19 protein-coding genes are annotated in these 19858 nt (G+C 52.4%); 8 read left to right on the forward strand and 11 right to left on the reverse strand.

Annotated features, from left to right (window positions below; all coding sequences use genetic code 11):
- Positions 1-2: 2 nt before the first annotated feature.
- The 3 genes from BM025_RS02305 to rpmB all read right to left on the reverse strand — a co-directional run bounded on the left by BM025_RS02305 (position 3) and on the right by rpmB (position 1344).
- Positions 3-506 (reverse strand): copper chaperone PCu(A)C, encoded by a 504-nt coding sequence (locus BM025_RS02305; RefSeq protein ID WP_085847099.1) that lies wholly within the window; start codon positions 504-506, stop codon positions 3-5.
- 47 nt (positions 507-553) lie between these two features.
- The gene (locus tag BM025_RS02310) at positions 554-895 is read right to left on the reverse strand and encodes a hypothetical protein (protein ID WP_139204526.1); all 342 of its coding nucleotides are present in this window, start codon (positions 893-895) and stop codon (positions 554-556) included.
- A 161-nt stretch (positions 896-1056) separates the two neighbouring features.
- Positions 1057-1344 (reverse strand): 50S ribosomal protein L28, encoded by a 288-nt coding sequence (rpmB, locus tag BM025_RS02315; RefSeq protein ID WP_085847097.1) that lies wholly within the window; start codon positions 1342-1344, stop codon positions 1057-1059.
- A gap of 318 nt (positions 1345-1662) precedes the next feature.
- On the opposite strand from rpmB, the gene BM025_RS02320 reads away from it, so the two are divergent.
- On the forward strand, positions 1663-2307 hold the full coding sequence (locus BM025_RS02320; RefSeq protein ID WP_211753540.1) for a PEBP family protein: 645 nt from the start codon (positions 1663-1665) through the stop codon (positions 2305-2307).
- A gap of 83 nt (positions 2308-2390) precedes the next feature.
- Here the strand turns inward: BM025_RS02320 and BM025_RS02325 are convergent, their stop codons facing one another.
- Positions 2391-2699 (reverse strand): DUF1330 domain-containing protein, encoded by a 309-nt coding sequence (locus BM025_RS02325; RefSeq protein ID WP_085847096.1) that lies wholly within the window; start codon positions 2697-2699, stop codon positions 2391-2393.
- Positions 2700-2789: 90 nt separating this feature from the next.
- Positions 2790-3779, reverse strand: coding sequence for a methylmalonyl Co-A mutase-associated GTPase MeaB (meaB, locus tag BM025_RS02330; protein ID WP_085847546.1), 990 nt, complete (start codon positions 3777-3779; stop codon positions 2790-2792).
- 169 nt (positions 3780-3948) lie between these two features.
- Between meaB and hrpB the strand changes: the two genes are divergently transcribed.
- Positions 3949-6402, forward strand: coding sequence for an ATP-dependent helicase HrpB (hrpB, locus tag BM025_RS02335; protein ID WP_244515392.1), 2454 nt, complete (start codon positions 3949-3951; stop codon positions 6400-6402).
- Between the two features lie 178 nt (positions 6403-6580).
- Here hrpB and gndA read toward each other — a convergent pair whose 3' ends face one another.
- The gene (gene gndA / locus BM025_RS02340; RefSeq protein ID WP_085847095.1) at positions 6581-8008 is read right to left on the reverse strand and encodes an NADP-dependent phosphogluconate dehydrogenase; all 1428 of its coding nucleotides are present in this window, start codon (positions 8006-8008) and stop codon (positions 6581-6583) included.
- A gap of 288 nt (positions 8009-8296) precedes the next feature.
- On the opposite strand from gndA, the gene BM025_RS02345 reads away from it, so the two are divergent.
- Together BM025_RS02345 and BM025_RS02350 are read left to right on the forward strand one after the other, a co-directional pair.
- Positions 8297-8746 carry an NUDIX hydrolase gene (locus tag BM025_RS02345; RefSeq protein WP_370738048.1) on the forward strand — a complete coding sequence of 150 codons (450 nt, stop codon included), beginning with the start codon at positions 8297-8299 and terminating at the stop codon, positions 8744-8746.
- 232 nt (positions 8747-8978) lie between these two features.
- The gene (locus tag BM025_RS02350) at positions 8979-10457 is read left to right on the forward strand and encodes an inorganic phosphate transporter (protein WP_085847093.1); all 1479 of its coding nucleotides are present in this window, start codon (positions 8979-8981) and stop codon (positions 10455-10457) included.
- 102 nt (positions 10458-10559) lie between these two features.
- On the opposite strand, the gene argF is transcribed toward BM025_RS02350, so the two are convergent.
- The 5 genes from argF to BM025_RS02375 form a co-directional block, all read right to left on the reverse strand.
- A complete protein-coding gene (gene argF, locus BM025_RS02355; RefSeq protein WP_085847092.1) occupies positions 10560-11483 on the reverse strand; it encodes an ornithine carbamoyltransferase in 924 nt (307 codons plus the stop codon).
- A 24-nt stretch (positions 11484-11507) separates the two neighbouring features.
- On the reverse strand, positions 11508-12674 hold the full coding sequence (locus tag BM025_RS02360; protein ID WP_085847091.1) for an aspartate aminotransferase family protein: 1167 nt from the start codon (positions 12672-12674) through the stop codon (positions 11508-11510).
- A gap of 291 nt (positions 12675-12965) precedes the next feature.
- Complete coding sequence (locus tag BM025_RS02365) at positions 12966-14321, reverse strand: mechanosensitive ion channel family protein (RefSeq protein WP_085847090.1); 1356 nt, start codon at positions 14319-14321, stop codon at positions 12966-12968.
- A gap of 105 nt (positions 14322-14426) precedes the next feature.
- Positions 14427-15305 (reverse strand): trypsin-like serine peptidase, encoded by an 879-nt coding sequence (locus BM025_RS02370; RefSeq protein ID WP_170842092.1) that lies wholly within the window; start codon positions 15303-15305, stop codon positions 14427-14429.
- Positions 15306-15417: 112 nt separating this feature from the next.
- Positions 15418-16242 (reverse strand): ABC transporter permease, encoded by an 825-nt coding sequence (locus BM025_RS02375; protein ID WP_244515393.1) that lies wholly within the window; start codon positions 16240-16242, stop codon positions 15418-15420.
- Positions 16243-16511: 269 nt separating this feature from the next.
- Between BM025_RS02375 and BM025_RS02380 the strand changes: the two genes are divergently transcribed.
- From BM025_RS02380 to BM025_RS02395, 4 genes are all read left to right on the forward strand, one after another.
- The gene (locus tag BM025_RS02380) at positions 16512-17093 is read left to right on the forward strand and encodes a GcrA family cell cycle regulator (protein ID WP_085847088.1); all 582 of its coding nucleotides are present in this window, start codon (positions 16512-16514) and stop codon (positions 17091-17093) included.
- A 172-nt stretch (positions 17094-17265) separates the two neighbouring features.
- Positions 17266-18192 carry an ABC transporter ATP-binding protein gene (locus BM025_RS02385; protein ID WP_085847087.1) on the forward strand — a complete coding sequence of 309 codons (927 nt, stop codon included), beginning with the start codon at positions 17266-17268 and terminating at the stop codon, positions 18190-18192.
- A complete protein-coding gene (locus BM025_RS02390; RefSeq protein WP_085847086.1) occupies positions 18189-18950 on the forward strand; it encodes an ABC transporter permease in 762 nt (253 codons plus the stop codon). Before BM025_RS02385 ends, BM025_RS02390 begins: the two co-directional genes overlap by 4 nt.
- A 226-nt stretch (positions 18951-19176) precedes the next feature.
- Positions 19177-19752, forward strand: a complete 576-nt coding sequence (locus tag BM025_RS02395; protein ID WP_085847084.1) for a YceI family protein — start codon at positions 19177-19179, stop codon at positions 19750-19752.
- Positions 19753-19858: the final 106 nt, after the last annotated feature.

A 19858-nucleotide genomic window follows, 5' to 3' on the forward strand; every position in this document is an offset into this window, starting at 1 on the left:
ATTTAGTGATCCATTTTAGAGTGATCGACAGCGCCTTTTTCGGCCCCCATTTTCATCGTGCCCTCTTCTGGCGTGCGATCCAAATCAACAGGGACTGTCACAGTGATGTCACCAGCATGTTCGAACGTCAAAGTCACATCAAAGGATTCGCCCTGAACCATCGGACCATTTAGCCCCATGAACATCACGTGATCCCCGCCCCGTTGCAACGCATGCATACCCATGGCCGGAACTTCAAAACCGTCTTCGTCGCGGCGCATTTTCATCACGCCATCGTCGCCATGAATGTGTGTGTGCAGTTCGACCAACTTGGCAACATCTGACGATGCGCCGATCAAACGGTCTTGGTCATGGCCAGTATTTTTGATCACGAAAAACGCAGCGCCTGTTTTGGCGGATGGGCCAGAAGAGCGTGCATAGGCGTCTTCGATGGTGATATCTGCGAAAGCTGGCAATGCAAAAAGAGTGGCTGCAAAACCGCCCAAGAGTGTGGATTTGAGAGACATGGTATCATCCTAATATGTTGAATTATCTTTGAAATTTAAAGAGAGATTCAAACAAAAGGTGGATCTCGCGCTGTCGATAAAAGCGCGAAATGTGGTACGATCACGCTGTTTTGCGAGATAAACTGAACTTGAGAGACGGCAACATCAGGCACCGGTACAGATGCACCTGTCGCAACAGCCATCAAAGCCCCCAGCGCGCATTCAGGACAATAATGCATGGGGCCAATGGGTTGTCCCTCTGCGTCCACCTGAACCGAAATCAGCCCTGTGCCCGTGCACAAGATGATCTCGCCAGAGGCATCAACAGCCATGCCACGCGCAGAGGCCATGGCCCCCGAAGTGGCAATGATCGTGACGGCAAAGACAAAGGCCAATATGGGTTTAAGCAAACGCATACCGTTTGATACCGCTGTTCACCGATGAAAGAAAAGCGACATTTTGCAGCGGGTTCCTCCAAAGCCAAACGTCGCCGAACAAATACACAGCACACATAAGAAAACCCCGCAGGAAAAATCCGGCGAGGTTTTAATCAGTCACAGACAAGAAATACTTAAGCGGCTGCTTGAGCTTTCGCGATGTCTTTTTTGATTTTCAATGCGTTTGCAGAGAGCTCTTCGTCTTTCGCTTTCGCGAGGAACGCGTCAAAACCACCACGGTGATCGACGGAGCGCAGCGCAGCTGCAGAGATTTTCAATTTAAATGTGCGACCGAGCGCTTCCGACATCAGCGACACGTCGTTGAGGTTCGGAAGAAAACGGCGGCGGGTACGGTTTTTAGCGTGGCTGACATTGTTGCCAGACATTGGGCCTTTACCAGTCAATTCGCAGCGGCGTGCCATGGGGTTATCCTCGTTTGGTACCAAGACGCGAAGCGCCCTAGCTATTGCTCTTAGTCTATATCATTCGCGCCCGTATGACGGTTTGGCAACAAAGGTGCAAGACCTTGTGGTCAAAAGCCGACAAATAAGCCTGATTTCAACAGATAAGGCACCCCAAAATAGCGGCGCCCGAAATTCAGTTTCGGGTGAATAGGGGGAATCGAAAGAGTCGTCAATACCCAACGCGACACCAGCGGTACCTTTTGCCTTTTATACCTGCCCCGACAGAAATTGGAACTTGGCACGTATAAACTACACAATAGCACACAAAGGCCCCCAATGATCGCACATCACATCACGCGCGCCTTAACAATCGCAACGCTCGTCGGGCTTTCGCCGCCTGCGCACAGTGAAACCTTTATCACAGATGTATGGACCGACACTTGGCTTGCTATGTCTGTGAACGGCGCCCAAGTGTTCCAAGACCATAGTTTGTTTCCCACAAAGCGTGCCTTTAATGCAGAAAGCTTTCGCTTTGAGGCGCAGCGCCCTTTCGTCATCGGGATAACCGCGACAGGTTTTCAAAAAAGTGGTTTGGGTATTGAAAGCACGAGCCGACAGAACATGAGCGATGGTGGCGTGATGTTGCAAATCAAAGACGCAAACGGCACTGTGGTGACGGCCAGCAACGCAAACTGGACCTGCCTTGTCACCCGCGAAACCCCTTTGCAAAACTCTTGTGGCAATGCCCCTGATCCAAGCCAAGGCGCTTGTGCCTTTGACATCACTGACACGCCTGTGGGCTGGGACACTGCAGATTTTGATGCATCTGGCTGGCAAACCGCATCGGTATGGAACGAAAGCGATGTACGCCCGAAAGACGTCGATGATCGCATCACATGGGACAGCGCCGCGCAGCTAATTTCGGGGGAAAATTTAGACACCAACAACATCGTTTTGTGCCGTATAGAAGTCAACTTGTAGGTTAGTCTTTCACCAACATACCCCGATCCAGAAGGCCCTAACTTATACCCCAAAAGGCGTGGAAAAAAGGCAATCGAGCACGATTATATCACAGTCGTTTCCATCGACACGACCGAAACAGTGTAGTCTTTAAAGGCCAAATTCCGCGTGGGAATAATATTTTGGTAGGCCTCACTTTCAAACAGCTCCTGTACCGCTTCATAGCTTGGGTAATCGATGATCATCACGGACCTTGCGGGCATGCTTCCCACCACTTGGCCTTGCACTGTAAACCGTTGAGTAATTGAGCCACCGACAGCTTCCAAGAGAGGCAACGTAGCTTCAAGATAGGCCGCTAAAGCACGAGGTTGGTCATCATTAATTGTAACAAGAGCAATGACTTTAACAGGCATCTGGCCTCCAAAACGTTCACATGTTTAAGGGCGCCATATCGCGTAAACAGTTTGGATTAAAGAAAAATAATCTAGGTAAACAGATCGTGATTATATTTGGCCCGTGGTGGCTTTCAATGCAGCCAGCACTTGGGCGGCAGCGCGGCTCGCTGTTATCTCTCCTTGCTCAACACGCTTGGCATATTCGGCAATCGCGGTTTTCAAAGGCTCAGTTTCAAGTTGGCGCAACAACCCGTTACGAATGTCTTGGGCAAACCAATATTGCGCCTGCTCCATGCGGGTCTTGGCGAGATATCCGTGCTCTTTGCGCCATGCGACAAGCTGTTTTATATCGGCCCAAGCCTCAACCAGCCCCTTATCTTGTAGTGCTGATACCGTGGTCGCTTTTGGAAACCCTTGTGGGTCTTGTGGACGCTTGCGCAGCAAATGCAGAGCGCCCGCATAATCGGCGCGCGTGCGTTGTGCAGCCGCTTCAAGATCACCATCGGCTTTGTTGACCAAAATCAAGTCAGCCATTTCCATGATGCCACGTTTGACCCCTTGCAATTCGTCCCCACCAGCGGGTGCCAGCAACAGCAAAAACAGGTCAGACATTTGCGCCACAACCGTTTCAGATTGCCCCACGCCAACAGTTTCGATCAGCACCACGTCATAGCCCGCGGCCTCACACAAAAGCGTCGCCTCGCGGGTGCGCCGCGCCACACCGCCCAATTCGGTTTGCGACGGAGACGGTCTGATAAAGGCATTTTTCTCACGCGTCAGAAGTTCCATGCGGGTTTTATCGCCCAAAATTGAGCCACCCGTGCGCGCAGATGACGGGTCGACGGCCAAAACCGCGACCTTCAATCCCTCATGGACCAACATCATGCCAAAGCTTTCGATAAACGTGGATTTGCCCACGCCCGGCGTGCCGGACAAGCCCAAACGCAGCGCCTCACGTCCAGCGCTTTGCACGCGCTCCATCAACTCAATCGCTTGAACACGGTGGTCGGCGCGCCCGCTTTCCACCAAAGTGATCGCCTGCGCCAAAGCCCGCCTGTCGCCTTCAATCAGGCGCATTGCCAAATGTTCTATGTTCATAAACTCTTCCAGCCGCCTGCGCGCAATTTTGCAAACTGTGCCCTGTTCGTTGGGGGACTGTCCAGTCTGGACTGGCCATATGCGGCAATTGATCAATCTTCGCAAAGCGCCCAAAGCCTCAGCGCGATTGCCCTCTTTTCGCAGCGGCTGTGATGGCCCATAAAGAGCCATGATCAAACCAGCTCAACCAACTGTCATGCACCCCACCCTGCCCATTGATGCTGTCCTAGGCGACCTCGTCAGTGCCGTCGAAAAACATGGCCAAGCTGTGCTGATGGCCCCGCCCGGTGCAGGTAAAACCACACGCGTACCTTTGGCTTTGCTGAACACCATCCATGGCAAAATCATTATGCTAGAACCGCGCCGCTTGGCCGCGCGCTCTGCTGCTGAACGTATGGCCGAAACTTTGGGCGAACCTGTTGGGCAGACCGTTGGTTACCGTATGCGTGGCGCGCACAAATCGAACAAAAACACACGAATTGAAGTCGTGACTGAGGGCATACTTACGCGAATGCTGCAATCGGACCCCGAACTCACAGGTGTCGGTGCGGTCATTTTTGATGAATTTCACGAACGGTCTTTGAACGCTGATTTGGGGCTTGCGTTGATCTGTGAAGTGCGCGGTGCGCTGCGTGATGATCTGGCGCTGATCGTGATGTCTGCCACGCTTGATGCGGCCCCCGTGGCCGAACTTTTGGGCGGGGCACCGATTGTGCACTCCAAAGGCCGCGCCTTTCCCGTAGAAACCCGCTGGCTTGACACACCAACCAAGAAAACCCGCCGCTTTGAAGAAGCCATAGCGGATTTGGTTGTTGAAGCGGTCAGTCAAAACACCGGATCAGCGCTGGTTTTCTTACCCGGTGAGGGCGAAATTCGCCGTGTCGAACAGCATCTCAAAGGTCGCATCCCCAAAGACTGCGCCATACGGCCCCTGTTTGGCGCTATGAAATTTGAGGCCCAGCGCGCTGCGATTGCCCCCTGCACAACGGGGCGCAAAATCGTACTGGCAACAGCCATCGCAGAAACCTCACTCACCATCGAAGACGTACGCATTGTGGTGGATGGCGGGCGGTCGCGCCGTGCCCGGTTTGACCCCGCCTCAGGCATGTCGCGCCTTATAACGGAACGCGCATCAAAAGCCGAAGCCGAACAACGCCGTGGCCGTGCGGGGCGTGTTGCGGCGGGCTTGTGTTATCGGTTTTGGACCAAGGGCGAAGAGGGCGCGATGCCGGCATTCGCCCCCGCAGAAATTGAGGCGGCTGATCTCAGTGGTCTCGCGCTTGAACTTGCACTTTGGGGGGCAAATGAGACTGATTTGGCCTTTTTAACCCCACCGCCCCACGGCCCGTTAAGTGAAGCGCGCACATTGCTGCAAGGACTGGGGGCGTTGGACAAAAGCGGGTATATCACACCCCACGGGCGCACCATTTCCACCATGCCGCTGCATCCACGACTTGCACATATGCTACAAAAAGTGGGACCAAATGCGGCAAACCTAGCCGCTCTTTTGAACGAACGCGATCCGTTGCGCGGTGCAGGGGTTGATCTAACGATTCGGATTAAAGCTCTTAAGACCTTTGATCCACGCGCGGATCGCGGCGGGCTTGAGCGGATCAAACTGGATGCAAAGCGCCTGCGTACTGGCCTTAAATCCGACACATCATCTGGCTCTCAATATTCACTCGCTGAGATGGCAGCTCTTGCATACCCCGACCGTATCGGACTGCGCCGAAAAGGCGATCAAGCCCGCTATATCATGTCTGGCGGCAAAGGCGCCGTGATGGACAATGGTGACGCTTTGGCCAATACGCGGCTGATTGTGATCACCGACACCGATGGAGCCCCACGTGAAGCAAAAATCAGGCAAGCCATTGCGATAACAGAAAGCGAATTGCGGGGCCTGTATGGTGATCAAATCGCTTGGCACGACATTTGCCAATGGGACAAACGGGCCCGCCGCGTCGTGTCACTCAACCGAGAAATGTTTCAAGCGCTGATCTTGGATGAACGTCAATGGAATGATGCTCTGCCAGAAGCGATCGCATTGGGCGCATTGGACGGTTTACGCCAAATAGGTCTGCCGTGGACACCTGCAGCACAGCGTTTTGCGGCCCGCGTTGCATTGATGTCTGACGACTATCCAGACATGTCAGAGACCGCATTGCTAAGCACCTTAGAAGACTGGCTTTTACCCTATCTCAAAGGCGCCCGCACTGAAGGCGCGCTGCGCAACTTGGACATCACAGAAGCCCTGCGAAACATGCTGGACTGGGCTCAAATGGCACGCTTGGATCAAGAGGTGCCCGCAGCTTTTGTCAGCCCTATGGGGCGAAATTTACCCATTGATTATTCTGGCGAGCACCCTGAAATCACAGCGCGTATCCAAGAGATGTTTGGCACCACGCGCCATCCGACCGTTGGGCCAAAACATGTACCTTTGAAAGTGGTTTTAACCTCGCCCGCGCATCGCCCGATGCAGGTCACGATGGATATTCCTAACTTTTGGAAAACATCCTATTCCGATGTCCGCAAAGATATGCGGGGGCGATATCCGCGCCATCCATGGCCCGAAGATCCGACAGTTGCAAACCCGACTCTGCGCGCCAAACGGCGCGGAACTTAAGGGTTTGGTAAAGACTGTGACAGCCAAATTCATTTGAATATGACAGTGCTTTAAGAGTTTTAACCCAGTTTGTGACAGCCTCTTAAAACATATTAAGAGAGCCTAATTTGAGAGAGGCAGTCACAAAAAAAAGCGCGAGGTTGCCCCCGCGCTTTGATTTTTGATGATGTAGCAACGCTTAGGAATGCGCGATGTCTGACGCCCATGGTCCGTGCTGATCTGTCTCGCCAGTATCGACCCGGACAAAGCCATGCGCGCCAAAGAAATCACGTTGACCTTGGACCAAATCAGTTGTCCCGCGGCCTTGGCGCATTGTGTCAAAGTAAGCCAAAGCAGCAGCAAAGGCTGGCACAGGCAGACCTTGCAGCGCAGCAGAGGCCACAACGCGGCGCAGGGCAGAAGACCCTTCAACGATGCGCTGTGCAAAGCGCGGTGCAAAAATAAGATTACCATGCGGCAAGCCTTCGCGCACGGCAGATGCCATTTCGTCAAGCATAGTTGATCGAATGATACAGCCTTCGCGCCATACCTCGGCACAGCTGGCCAAATCAAGATCCCAGTCGTATTCCACAGACGCGGCGGACAAAAGATTAAGTCCTTGATCATACGCAATGATTTTCGCGGCCAAGAGCGCTTTTTCAAGATCGTCTTCTGAAATGGGTGCGGCACCTGTTTCAACTTTAAGCCCTGCGAAAAGAGCTTCGCCAGCGATACGAGTATCTTTGACAGCCGACCAAGACCGCGCGGCCACGGCGGCCTCGATCGTGGATGGGGATTGACCCAATGACAAAGCTTCGATCGCAGTCCAGCGGCCTGTGCCCTTTTGGCCCGCTTTGTCGACGATGATATCAACAATCGGTTGACCCGATTTTTCGTCAACGGTTTGCAAAACTTTTCCTGAAATCTCAACAAGGTAAGATTTCAAAGGACCTTTGTCCCAAGTTTCAAAAAGCTGGCCGATGTTTGCAGCAGAGCGGCCTTCGCCATCGCGCAACAGCCCGTAAACTTCGGCGATCATTTGCATGTCGGCATATTCGATGCCGTTGTGCACTGTTTTCACGAAATGGCCCGCACCATCTGGCCCGAAATGATCGGCACAAGGCGCACCATCGTGTTTGGCAGAAATTGCTTCGAGAATGTCGCGGATCACCTCGAAAGATGATTTATCGCCGCCGACCATAATCGATGGTCCGTTACGCGCGCCTTCTTCGCCACCAGACACGCCCATGCCGATGAAATTCAAGCCAAGATCAGACAAAGCGGCCTCGCGGCGGCGCGTGTCATGGAAGTTGGCATTGCCCGCATCGATGATCATGTCGCCTTTGTCCAAAAGCGGTGTCAAACCTTTGATAACGGCATCCACAGCGGCCCCAGCTTGCACCATGATGATGATCGCGCGCGGTTTGGTCAGCGCGCCAACAAGTTCTTCAAGTGTTTTGGTCGGCACAAGATTGCGGGCCAGATCACCAGCCGATGCGATATAATCATCTGTGACAGACCCAGTGCGGTTAAAAACCGCGACAGGGAATTCATTTTCCGCAATATTTAGCGCAAGATTTGCGCCCATAACGCCGAGGCCGATAAGACCGATGCGAGCTTGTGCCATATGTCGTTCACTTTCTTACTTGTCCTGCACGGGCTGTGTATACCGCTGCGTACATTTATTATGAGGCAGGTGTTAGCGCATGACAATGCGGATTGCTATGCCGAGAGCGCGGCCTTGGCTGAAAATTGGGCTGCACATGCCGCACACCTGCAAATATAATTATTTAATCTGCGCGGCGAACCTAGCGGGACATCGGGGGAAAAACCACAGATTCTTGATTCTTTTGCTAAGTAAGGCTATATATAGTCAAATAATAAAAAACAGGCACATAGTTCACAAATGGTTTCAATGTTTAAATCCGCATGGTCTGGGGTGATTACCCCCTTGATCAGACGCCCCAATAGAGTGCAATCTGCGGCCCTTTGTTTTCGCAAAGGCAAAAAAGGTGTCGAAGTTCTCTTGATCACATCTCGGGAACGCGGCCGTTGGATTTTGCCCAAAGGCTGGCCCATATCGGGTCTGGATGGTGCGGGCACAGCCGCCCAAGAAGCATGGGAAGAGGCTGGCGTTAAGCCACGTAAAGTGAACAAAAAAGCCTTGGGTAAATTTCACTACGACAAGGTCTTGGGCAACGGTGCCTCTGCCCCAGTTGAAGCAAATGTGTATTCGATTGAGGTCAAAAATCTGGCTGAATCCTATCCAGAAGCAAGCGAACGCAAACGCAATTGGATGGCCCCAAACGAGGCGGCTGAGCTTGTGGAAGAACCAGAACTTAAGGCCATTTTGCGCGCGTTTTAAAACCTGCGCGATGGTCTAAATTTTGCCAGACGTCAAACACTGTCCAATGCCTGCAGAGGCTGCGCACGTGCTTTTCACCCAACCAATCGATCAAAGAGCGCACCACAGCCAGTTGGTGTGCCTAAAAAGCACGGTTTATCCTTATTACGCACCAAAAAGCTTGATCCGAAAGGCAGGCTTCGTTAGCGCTGCGCGGACTGTAACACATTTGTAAACCATCAGGGACAGCCTCATGAGTGCGCCAAACGGCAATCAGTGGAAAACACTGGACAAAGATCTTAATCGCATCAGCCAAGTGGAATATGCACAAGCCTATGTCGCGCGCCCCATGGTTGGGCTGGGCGTTGCCTTGGCCTTTATCATCATCGCCGCTTTGATCGCCGGATTGATTTTCGGTAGTCAACCTGGCTCGATGATCATTGTCGCGGCGGCGGCACTTGGTGCCTATATGGCGATCAATATTGGCGCAAATGATGTTGCCAACAACATGGGCCCCGCCGTGGGGGCCAAAGCCCTGACCATGGGCGGCGCTATTGTTATTGCCGCATTGTGTGAAAGTGCTGGCGCGCTTTTGGCAGGCGGCGATGTGGTATCGACCATTTCCAAAGGCATCATTGATCCCGCATCTTTTTCAGATACACGCATCTTTATTTGGGCGATGATGGCGGCGCTGCTGTCCTCTGCGCTTTGGGTCAATCTTGCTACGTGGATCGGCGCACCTGTGTCGACCACGCATTCGGTTGTGGGCGGCGTCATGGGCGCGGGCATTGCTGCGGCAGGGTTTACTGCGGTGAACTGGGCCTCGATGGGCATGATTGCCGCGTCTTGGGTCATTTCACCTTTGCTGGGCGGACTGGTTGCCGCAGGTTTTCTAGCGTTGATCAAGGCTAAAATCATCTATCAAGACGACAAAATCGCCGCTGCGCGCACGTGGGTGCCGATCCTTGTGGGCATTATGATGGGGGTGTTTTCCACCTATCTGGCCATCAAGGGTCTTAAAAAGATCATCTCGATAGACATCCCAACCGCACTTATAATCGGAGCGGCAATTGGCGCACTGTCATATGTCGCCTCTGCCCCCTTGATACGACGCCAATCCGAGGGCTTGGAGAACCGCAACAAATCGCTCAAGGTTTTGTTCGGCCTACCCTTGGTGATTTCTGCTGCGTTGTTGTCGTTTGCTCACGGAGCCAATGATGTGGCCAATGCGGTTGGACCGCTGGCGGCGATTGTCCACGCCAATGAGTTCGGTGAATTTGCAGGCAAAGTGAACATTCCGCAGTGGGTGATGATCATTGGCGCGTTTGGTATTTCGTTTGGTTTGCTGTTGTTCGGACCAAAGCTGATCCGCATGGTGGGCAGTCAAATCACCAAACTCAACCCGATGCGGGCCTATTGTGTGGCGCTGTCTGCGGCGATCACCGTGATCATCGCCAGCTGGCTTGGCCTGCCTGTGTCGTCAACACATATCGCGGTGGGTGGCGTGTTCGGGGTTGGATTTTTCCGCGAATGGCATCACGAGCGCAGACTTAAATTGTCCAGCGCACAAAAGCCGGTTGAAAAGCGCATCGCCAAAGAAGAGCGCCGTCGCCGTAAATTGGTGCGCCGCTCGCATTTTATGACCATCGTCGCGGCTTGGATCATCACTGTGCCCGCCGCTGCACTTTTGTCAGCGCTTATGTTCTTTTTGCTCTCAACGCTGTTTCACTAAGCGCAGAACATCAACATTATACGCAAACAAAAGGGGCGTCTGGATCAAACCGGACGCCCCTTTTGTATGTCTCATTTCATTGATCTCAATCGTGAAAGCGACTTAAGACACGCACCAGCCCATGATGGCTTTTTGCGCGTGCAGACGATTTTCAGCCTCATCAAAGATTACCGACTGCGGCCCATCCATCACGTTGTTTGTCACTTCTTCGCCGCGATGTGCAGGCAGACAGTGCATGAATACGGCGTCAGGATTGGCGTGTGACATCAGCTTGCGGTCCACACGGTAAGGGCGCAGCATGGAATGGCGGCGCTCACGCGCGGATTGGCTGTCATGCATCGAAAGCCACGTATCTGTGACGACCAAGTCGGCACCTGAAACGGCTTTTTCAGCGTTGCGTTCAATTTCGATTTTCACGCCTTTTTTGCGCGCTTCTGTGATGAATACACTTTCGGGGTCAAGATCGCTTGGCCCTGCAAAGGTAAAATCAAATCCGAACTGACCAGCCGCATGAATAAAGGACGCAGCGACATTGTTTCCGTCCCCACACCAGACAACTTTTTTGCCTGCAATCGGTCCGTTGTGTTCTTCGAACGTCAAAATATCTGCCATGATTTGGCATGGGTGCGTGCGATTGGTTAGACCGTTGATCACAGGCACGCTGGCGTATTCGGCCATTTCCAACAGTGTGGATTCTTCAAACGTGCGGATCATGATCATATCAACATAGCGAGACAAAACGCGGGCCGTGTCGGCAATGCTTTCACCATGCCCCAGCTGCATATCAGCGCCAGACAGCACCATGGTTTGTCCGCCCATTTGGCGCACGCCCACATCAAAAGACACGCGGGTGCGGGTGGATGGCTTTTCAAATATTAGCGCAACCATTTTACCATCAAGCGGCAGGTTGGCATCCAAGACAGCTTTGGGTTGGCCCGCGCGCGCCTCTTTGGTGGCCCGTGCCGTGTCAATAATGCTGCGTAAATCTGCAGCGTCCGTGGTGTGGATATCAAGAAAATGTTTCATAAGATGTTCGTTTCTATCAGCAGATCAAAGGGAGGACGCGGCGGCATCGAGACGTTTCACAGCCTCAGCGATGTCATCGTCAGAGATATTCAGCGGCGGCAGCAAACGCAGCACATTGTCCGCAGCAGGTACGGTCAATAGATCTTGCGCATAGGCAGCATTCACCACATCAATCGGCGCAATTTTGCATTTCAACCCTATCATAAGCCCCTGCCCGCGTTGACTTTCGAACACGTCAGGATGGGCTGCAATCAGGCCTTCAAGTTTTTGCGAAAACAAGGCAGCTTTGCGGTTCACTTCAGCCAGAAAATTAGGATCGGTCACAATTTCCATGACCTTTAACCCCACAGCGCACCCCAAAGGATTGCCGCCATATGTGGACCCATGCGTGCCCGCGACCATGCCGCTTGCTGCCGCTTCTGTGGCCAAAAGTGCGCCCAACGGGAACCCACCACCGATGCCTTTGGCGATCATCATAATGTCTGGCGTGATACCGGCCCATTCGTGGGCAAACAGTTTGCCTGTGCGCGCAACACCACATTGAACTTCGTCGAAAATCAACAAAATACCATTGGTATCACACAACTCGCGCAACGCCTTGAGGTCTTGATCAGGCACGGGGCGAATGCCGCCTTCGCCCTGAATAGGTTCAATCCAAATCGCAGCGGTTTTGTCGGTGACTGCCGCCTTGACGATGTCCAAATCAAAGAAAGGCACCGTGACAAATCCTGGCATCAAAGGTCCGAAACCGTCGACCATTTTAGCAGAACCTGATGCTGCAATCGCGCCAGTAGAGCGGCCATGGAAACAGCCCTCAAATGTGATAATTTCGGTGCGCTCAGGCTGTCCATTGGCGGAAAAATACTTGCGCGCCATTTTGATCGCCAGCTCTGCAGTTTCTGTGCCGGAGTTGGTGAAAAAACAGGTGTCGGCAAAGGTGGTTTCGACCAATTTATCCGCCAGCTTTTGCTGCGCAGGAATTTGATACAGGTTCGAGACATGCCACAACGTGTCGGCTTGGTCCTTGAGCACCTGAGCCAACTCAGGGTTTGCGTGCCCCAAAGTGTTCACAGCAATCCCAGCGCCCAAATCCAAAAAGCGTCGCCCGTCAGCCTCGATCAGCCAAGAGCCTTGGCCTTTGACAAAAGAAAGAGGTGCCCTGTTGTAGGTCGGAAGTACGGACGAAATCATAGTCGTGGTCCTTTAAAGGGGTGCAGGCCGCCTGCGAAAGATCAATGGGTGACCTGAGCACGCGCGGCTGTCAACAATGTGGGTTTGATTTTTGTGAGTGAGGCGGGATTTTCGCCAAATATGTGCCGCAATCGGCACGGATGAACGGACGGGAACCGGTTTATCGGCCTCGTCGGGACTCAAGTGTGTATGTGAGTGCGTTGTTCATGCAGTCGATCTAAGCGTGCAAACGGCCGCTGTCAAATGAAACTAAAGGCGGTCTTAGGCAAAAACCAGACCGCCCCAAACAGATTAAGCTTTCGCCACAGGTGGCAAGCCGTTTTTGAATTCGACGACTTGATGCGGGTATGGGATTTCGATGTTGTTGTCTTTAAGAGCATTCCAGATCAGGAACAACACATCAGAGGTGTATTTATTGTCCCCCTCATCCAATCCGTTGACCCAAAATTCTACGGCGAAATCAATACCGCTGTCGCCAAAGCCGCGCAGCTCGCAATCGGGGGGGTATGGCGCATCTAAAATATCGGGATGTTTGGCCACAGCCGCGTTGATCAGGTCGGGAATGGTATTGATATCGGTGTCATAGGACACAGAAAACGCGGCTTCGTAACGATTGGCAGATCCACTGTCAGAATAATTCACCACGCGGGTGGTGATGAAATCTTCGTTGGGGACCACAATCCAACGCCCATCATAGGTTTCCAAAATCGCGGCCCGCGCAGTCATTTTGACGATTGTGCCAGCTTCGCCACCGTCAAGTTCGACAAAATCGCCCACCGTGGCCTGACCTTCGAGCAACAAAATCACGCCTGAGATAAAATTGGACGCAATGCGTTGCAGACCAAATCCGATCCCAACACCAATCGCACCGCCCAAAACCGCAAGCGTCGACAGGTCCATGCCGATGATGTTCATCAGCAACAAGAAAGACAGGCCGAAGATGGCAATCTCAGCCGCTTTTGATGCCAGTTCGCGAGTGGCGGGGCGCATAGTTTCTTGGGCGACAATATAAGTGCGACTTTGCCCCGTGGACCACCGCCCCAACCAAAACAACACAGATCCCGCCAAAAGACCGCGGATCACAGATAGTAGTGAAAACTTGATATTCCCTGCGCCAACAATGGTTTGCGAAAGTTTGAGCACGGCAGGGTCCAATAGGCCCAGCGTGTATAGTATCATGATCGGCATCAGGGCATATTTGCCCAACACCTTAAGAAACGGGTCTTTAAGAATGGAATTGACCAAAGCGCGGGCGGCCAAAAGCAAAAACACCCGCTTGCCAAAAGCGATGACCGCACCGGAGCCAAAAATCGACCGCGTAACGTTCTCGCCCAGCCCCGTAAACACATAGGCCAAAAGCGGCAAACCAAGCGGCAAAAACCGCACAGCGACACGACGTGCCTCGCTCAAAGCGCCTTTGGCACCCGCATCAGCAGGGCGTAAAAGTGTTTCAACTTTGGGCAAAAACCGCGCGGCTAAAAAGCGGGCCACCAAATAGGCGACCACCAAAAGCGCGAATTGTGACCATGCAGCGGGGCTTAGAATCCAACCTTGCGCCACCTCAATACCCTCCCGCACATACCCGTAAGCCGTGTGAATGGATGGCGGCAGATCAGCGGGCAAAGGCGATGAAGGCGTCTGGGTCATAATGGGCTCCGAAGTGTGCATTGACACTTCGTTACATCAGACGCCGCCGGTGCGAAATGCTTAACCTAGCGTCTTGTGCTGCAAGACGGGGCCAATCTTGCTGCGTCAATTCGCAGAAATGAATTTTGAATTGCCCACCTTGCGCTTTTCCCCTGACGCATCGCCCACAACGCTGCGCCGCATGACCATAGGTTTGGTTGCAACGGCGGGGGACCCATTGGCAATTTCTCGTTTTAGGTCGGTGACAATATCGATCAAAGACATGCCATGCCCAATAGTGCGCCCGTCGCGCGAAGACATCGCTGACACCACCGATACAATCCGTTTGCGCCCACCATCCAATGCGAAAACTGGCGCGCCTGACGACCCGAACGTGATGTCGCAATCAAAGTCAAACAGGCCTCGTCCAGCATACAAAATATTGCAGGCACGCTGCACGGACAATGTTCCATTGCGCCCCTGCCCATATGAGGCGACAGCCAATTCTCCTTTTGAAATCATCGCACTGTGAATCAAAAAAGGCTGCGCAAGAGCGTTGGGGATAGGATTGGCCAATTGGATGACCGCCACATCACGGCGTACCATGTTGCCGGTGATCTTTTTGGGGTTGAAATGATAGTCAGCAGGGACAGCAACGCGCAGCCCCTTTGAGGATGCGATAAAGTCACCATTGCGCAGCCCTGCACGAAAATACAAATCGCTTGCGGGGACTTTATTGCTTTGATCATCCACCACGCAATGCGCCGCCGTCAGAACCAAATCAGCAGCAATCAAAGCGCCCGAACAGGTGCCCTTGCCTTTGATATCAATGCGCCCCACGGCTTCCCAGCCGATCAATTCTGCACGTCGATCCAGCCGGTCCAGATCTTTGGCCAACGTGTCTGCACTATGCATGATCTGCGGCGAGATCAGCATGACAACGAAGATCAATAAGCTAGATAAAAGCGCCCCGTATGAGGGCTTTAAGAAATCAAACGTCAACATGCCAAACCTGCGTCCCATAGTTTATGACACAGGTGTACTGTCGAAATCTGGCAATATTTGGGACGCAGCCGTGCTTTTATATGCGCACGCCCGCGCCAAAACATTGCTTAGATCAAGACTTCAGCTTTGTTCCGCGCTTGAACAACACCCAGCACGCCAGCAAGATCGCAAATGTCACACTGCCCACGACCAACAACCCAAACAAAGGCGACGTGTCAGAGCGCCCGATGATGCCATAGCGCACGCCATCAATCAGATAAAAAATCGGGTTGAAATGAGTGAGCGTCCGAAACCAACCAGGCAGACTTTCAACCGAATAAAACGTACCAGACAGAAACGACAAAGGCGTGATGATGAAATTGGTAATCGCAGCCATTTGGTCGAACTTTTGCGACACAATACCCGCAATCAAGCCCAGTCCGCCCAACAGCAAAGCACCCAAAGTGATGAACGCCAATGCGTAAATCGGATGCGCCAGCCCAAGCCCAAAGGCAGCGGCCATACCCGCCCAAATAGCAATAGCCACAACCAAGCCACGCGCCAAAGCACCTGCCATATAGCCCAGCACCAATTCCAGCGGTGACAGCGGGGGCATCAGCGTGTCAACAATGTTGCCTTGCACTTTCGACACCAGCAAAGAGGACGACGTATTGGCAAAGGCATTCTGAATCACCGTCATCGTTAAGATGCCCGGTGCTAGAAAGTGAATGAACGGCACGCCCATCACATCCCCACGATTGGGGCCAATGGCCAGCGTGAAGATCGTCAAAAACAGACCCGCAGTCATCAAAGGTGCCAGCAAAGTTTGCGTCCACACCGTCGTAAAGCGCAACACTTCGCGCAGGGCCAAGGTGTAAAGTCCCAGCCAATTCACGCGGCCAAAGCGCCGAACACCCATCCCTGCCTCTGAATGGGTCGAATTAATTGCTTTTGCCATCGGATATTCTCCTCTTGAGTCTGTGCACGCCTTGTAACCTGCGACAGCGTGCTTAAAATAGGGGGATAAAGAAGTCTTGGGGGGTTTCTTGTGCAAACGTGCTTTGCACAAAGGCTCAAAGCGCGGCAGTTTGCGCACAAGCGCTTGCCCGTCTGCCCTGCCCCGTGTAGGACTACAGGCCAATTGAGCGAGGAACCTCTCGCGGCTATTAAGATGCTTTGCCTACGGCACCGTGCCGTTTTGGTTTTGCCGAAGTACAAGGAACGACCATGTCCTGGACCGATGATCGCGTCGAGCTGTTGAAAAAAATGTGGGGCGAGGGCCAATCTGCCTCGCAAATCGCCAAGGAACTTGGCGGTGTCACACGCAATGCGGTGATTGGCAAAGTGCATCGGCTTGGCTTGTCCAACCGTGCGGGCACAACATCGCCAGCAAAGCCAACAGCGGCCAAACCAAAAGTTGCAGCAGCCAAGCCCAAAGTGGAACCGGCAGCACCTAAAGCAAAAGCAAAACCTGCTTCGGCCCCTGCTGAACCGTCAGCCCCCGCGCCAAAGCCGAATTTGCCTGCGCGCCGTGCAATTATCCCTGCGGGCCAGCCTTTGCCTCCACAGCCTTCTGCCAATGAAATTCCTGCCGAAGCATTGGCAAAAGTTTCTGAGATCGAAAAGAAAGCTAAAAAGATTTCCGTCATGGAACTCACCGAGCGCACATGCAAATGGCCCATTGGTGACCCTGCGACTGAAGATTTCTGGTTCTGTGGCCTGCCATCACAACAAGGCAAACCATACTGCGAAGCGCATGTTGGCGTGGCATTCCAGCCCATGTCATCCCGCCGCGACCGCCGCCGCTAACCCGCGCCGGATTACAGTTTGAAAAGCCGCTCTTAGGGGCGGCTTTTTTGTTGCAAAAACTTCTTGTGCGCAGGCAGCGTATAGCATGTGCACTGTGCGGGGTTATAAACATGCCGCGCAGTCATTAGTTTCCCCATACACAATCACAAAATTCAAGCGGGAAAGGCCCAATATGGCGCCCATTATCTCAATCAAAGACCTTACCAAGACCTATGCTTCGGGCACTTTTGCGCTTGATGCCGTCGATTTGGACATCTCCAAGGGTGAAATCATCGCGCTGCTTGGCCCCAACGGGGCTGGCAAAACCACACTGATTGGCGCGGTGTGCGGTATGGTCAAAATCACATCGGGAACAATCACTGTTGACGGCTTTGATGTGGTCAAAGAACCGCGCAAAGCTCGGGCTCAAATAGGCCTTGTTCCGCAAGAAATTGCGCTGGATATTTTCGAGACCGTCTGGAATTCAGTTAAGATGACGCGCGGCTTGTTTGGCTATAAACCAGACGACGCCTATCTCGAAGAACTGCTGAAATCCCTGTCTTTGTGGGATAAAAAAGATGCCAAAAACATGGCATTGTCTGGCGGTATGAAACGCCGTGTGATGATTGCGAAAGCTTTATCACATGAACCCAAGATCCTATTTCTGGACGAACCGACCGCAGGCGTCGATGTCGCTTTGCGCCGCGACATGTGGGACGTTGTGCGCAAGCTGCGGGATCGTGGCGTGACCATTATTTTGACCACCCACTACATTGAAGAAGCCGAAGAAATGGCCGACCGCATTGGTGTGATTAATGCAGGCAAAATACTGTTGGTCGAAGACACCGCAACATTGATGAAAAGCTTTGGCCGCAAGACGCTGAAACTCTCATTGGCAGACCCATTGTCGACCATTCCAGACGCGCTGTCGGACTATGATTTGCACCTGTCTGAAGACGGCAAAACTTTGACCTACGCTTATGACACCCGCGCCGCGCGCACGGGAATCACCCGTATGATTGCCGATCTGTCTGCTGCGGGCGTGTCGGTGCGTGATTTGGAAAGCCACCAAAGCTCGCTTGAAGATGTGTTCTTGACGCTCTTGGAGGAAAAAGCATGAATTGGCTTGCTATAAAATCAATCTATACTTCTGAAATGAAACGGTTCTTTCGCACTTTGAGCCAATCGATCATCTCACCTGTTTTATCCACCGTTTTGTATTTCGTCGTCTTTGGTGCTGCAATTGGCGGGCGCATTCAAGAGGTCGACGGCATCCAATATGGAGCCTTTATCGTACCCGGTCTTGTGATGCTCACCGTGCTGCAACAATCCCTGTCTAATGCATCTTTCGGGATTTATTTTCCCAAATTTACCGGCACAATTTTTGAACTGTTCACCGCGCCTATATCCTTTGTGGAAATCTTGATCGGATATGTGGGGGCGGCTGCCAGCAAAGCAATGCTCATTGCTTTCGTGATTTTATTTACGGCCACATTCTTTGTCGATATGCACATCATCCATCCGTTTTGGGCACTTGGATTTTTGGTTTTAACAGCCGTAAGTTTTTCACTTTTGGGCTTTATCATCGGCATTTGGGCAAGCAACTTTGAACAGCTTCAAATCATCCCGCTTTTGGTCGTCACACCGTTGGTATTTTTGGGTGGGGCATTTTACTCGGCGGATATGTTGCCCGGATTTTGGGAAACCTTGGTCAAATTCAACCCTGTGCTTTATCTGATATCAGGATTCCGCTGGTCATTTTTTGAGGTCTCTGATGTGCCTGTCGGCGTGTCCTTGGCCGCGATTTCGATATTCTTGTTTCTGTGCATCAGTGCTGTGGCTTGGATTTTCAAAACAGGATGGCGTTTAAAGGAATAAGCGCATCACATCTGCGTGACGATAAAGGGGCCATATGGCCCCTTTTTTTTGCAATTTTACGCAATGAACCACCGCAATTAACCCAAACGCACAGAGAAGCCTCTGTAATGTTCGCCAGCGCGCAGAACATGTTTGTACGCTGGGAATTGTTCATTCACATTTAATCTCTAAATATAAGATCAATGCAACCGACCTAAAACTATTTCAACAGAGAGCAACCTGACTTATGAAAAACCTTCTTCTTTCCACATTGATCGGCCTTGGCTTTGCGACTGCAGCTGTCGCAGACACATCCGAGTACACACTCGACGCGTCCCACAGCCAAATCGTGTTCACCTACAACCACTTGGGCTACTCATCCACCAGTGGTGTTTACTCTGGTTTCGACGGCAAAATCATGTTCGACGATGCCGATGCTGCGAACTCTTCTGTCGAAGTGTCATTTCCAACAGACAGCCTGTACACAGGTTGGGCAGAGCGCACAGCGCACTTCCTAGGCGATGACTTTTTTGGCGCACAAACCAACCCAACGATTTCATTCAAATCAACAGGCATTGAAGTGACTGGCGAAAAAACAGGCCTGATCACTGGTGATTTGACCATCAATGGCATCACAAAATCCATCGTCTTGGACGCCACATTGAACCAAATGGGCGACCACCCAATGGCGAAAACACCGTGGGCAGGCTTTGACGCGACAACAACCGTTTTGCGCTCTGACTACGACATGGGCATGTTTGCCCCCTACGTTTCTGACGAAGTTGAAGTAGCGATTTCAATCGAAGCCATGAAAGCTATGTAAGCCTGTCATCACACACTATAGACAAGGCCGCCGGATCAGTTCGGCGGCCTTTTTTTGTGATCATTTTTACAACGTGCTGACCCCAGTCATAATAAAGAGCGACCCT

The sequence above is a fragment of the Pacificibacter marinus genome, from assembly GCF_900109555.1.
GTDB classification, from domain to species: Bacteria; Pseudomonadota; Alphaproteobacteria; order Rhodobacterales; family Rhodobacteraceae; genus Celeribacter; species Celeribacter marinus_C.